The 1826-nt window shown below is 69.2% G+C and carries 2 pseudogenes; both read right to left on the bottom strand.

Annotated elements, in window-relative coordinates:
• A pseudogene (locus CCN39_RS46985) lies at positions 1–285 on the bottom strand (hypothetical protein); the annotation flags it as partial.
• Between the two features lie 132 nt (positions 286–417).
• Positions 418–1826: pseudogene (locus tag CCN39_RS46990) on the bottom strand (endonuclease/exonuclease/phosphatase family protein); the annotation flags it as partial.

Here is a 1826-nt window from a genome sequence, read left to right on the forward strand (position 1 = left end):
CTTCCCCAGCTCACCGCCGAACTCGGCCTCGATCTGCTCGTACTTCCCCTTCGCCGCCTTCAGCCGCTCGGTCACCCCCGAAGCCGCCTCGCCCAGCCGCCGGATGCCGAACCGCCAGGCTTCCTCGAACTCGACCCCGGCCCGGCCCAGCTCCGCCGTCCCCAGTGAGCCGAACGCCCCGCCGCCGCCGAGCTTCCGGTCGGCTTCGGCCATCCGGTCCGCCGCCGTGCCCAAGTCGTCGATGAGCTCGCCCAGCTCGTCGGCCTTCACCGCGTAACCGTCCACGCCACCCTCCCCTTGTGGTCCCGTCCACATTAAGACGGCAACGGGCGGTCCGCGGTTTCCTTGTCACCCGAACGTGTAAGACACGAACAAGGCCACTCCCGAACCCGGGAGTGGCCTTGCCGCAACGGAAATCTACTTCCCGAAGACCTGGTCCAAGCAGTCGAGCAGGTCGTACCAGCCGTCGAGCAGCGCGTTGCCCGCGCCCGGCCGGAACCGGATCACCTGCGGGTCGTGGTCGCTGGCCTGGTCGGCGAACTCCGCGTTGATGTGGACGACGTCGTAGTCCACCCCGCGCGGCGCCCGCGAAGCCAGGATGTGGTCCAGCACCTGGGATTGCCCCTCGAACACGTAGCTGTACCGCTCGGCCTCCGGCACCGACGCGATCAGGTCGTTCAGCACGCCGCCCGCGGTGAGCGTCCGGACCGCCGGCGAGAACGGGTAGTCGTTCAGGTCGCCCGCCACCACGATGTTGGCGTTCTTGTCCGCCGCCAGCAACGAATCGACGAACCCGCGCAGCACGGTCGCCTGCTTCGCGCGCTGCACCTCGGAACTGCGCACCGGCGGCTGGAACCGGCCGTGCGTCGGCTGGTCGCCGCCCTTCGAGTTGAAGTGGTTGGCGATGACGAACACCGTGCGGCCCTTGAAGACGAACTCGCCGGCCAGTGGCTTCCGGCTGGCCGTCCACGCCTCGTTCGCGGGGTCGACGCGGCCCGGCGACACCGTCAGGTGCGCCTTGCCGTGCTCGCGCACCACACCCACCGCCGTTGTCGGCGTCCCACCCGGACGGTCCACAAAGGACACGCGGGCCGGGTTGAACAGGAACGCCACCCGGATGTTGCCGCCCGGCTGGCCGCCGTCGGCGTCGNNCCGCGTCGGCGAGCCGGTCGAACTTCGCCTGGGTGTCCACAGGGGACAGGTTCTCGACGTTGTACGTCGCGACGGCCAGCTCCCCGGTCCGCTGCTTGCGCGTGGTCTCGCCCTGCAGCCCGTTGTCCTTTTCGGTCCCGAGCACGCTCGCGAACAGCGTGTAGCCCCCGAAGTCGTCGTACTCGACCGGGCCCGACGTGACGCCGGTCAGCACGTCACCGACGTTGAGCTTCGGGAACGGCCGCTCGGCGAACGGGATCAGCGACGAAACCTTCATGACGCCGCTGTTGAGCTGGTCGTACCCCAGGTAGACGCTGCCGCCGCGGACGGACTTGTGCTGGTCCGGCTTCGACGTCACGTAAAGCTCGTTGAACGAGTTCGTCGGGCCGACGACCCGCGCGTCGGTGACCGAAACGATTTCGCTCTCGTGCGCTTCCCAGAAGTCCAGCGCGTACTTCGACGGCTCCAGGGTGAGCGGCTCGATGTTGCCGCCGGGCGACGGCGCGTACGTCACCGGCACGGTGTCCGGGTTCAGCACCGTCGGCGCCGGGAGGGCGTTGCCGTGCGAGTCGACCGTCCACTGCGCACTGCTCAGCTCGGTGAGCGACTGGAAGTTCGACGTCGCGGGAGCGTCCGGGTAGAACTCGCGAACCGTGCCGGTCGCGGTCACCGCG

It is taken from the genome of Amycolatopsis kentuckyensis, from assembly GCF_002155975.1.
Lineage (GTDB): Bacteria > Actinomycetota > Actinomycetes > Mycobacteriales > Pseudonocardiaceae > Amycolatopsis > Amycolatopsis kentuckyensis.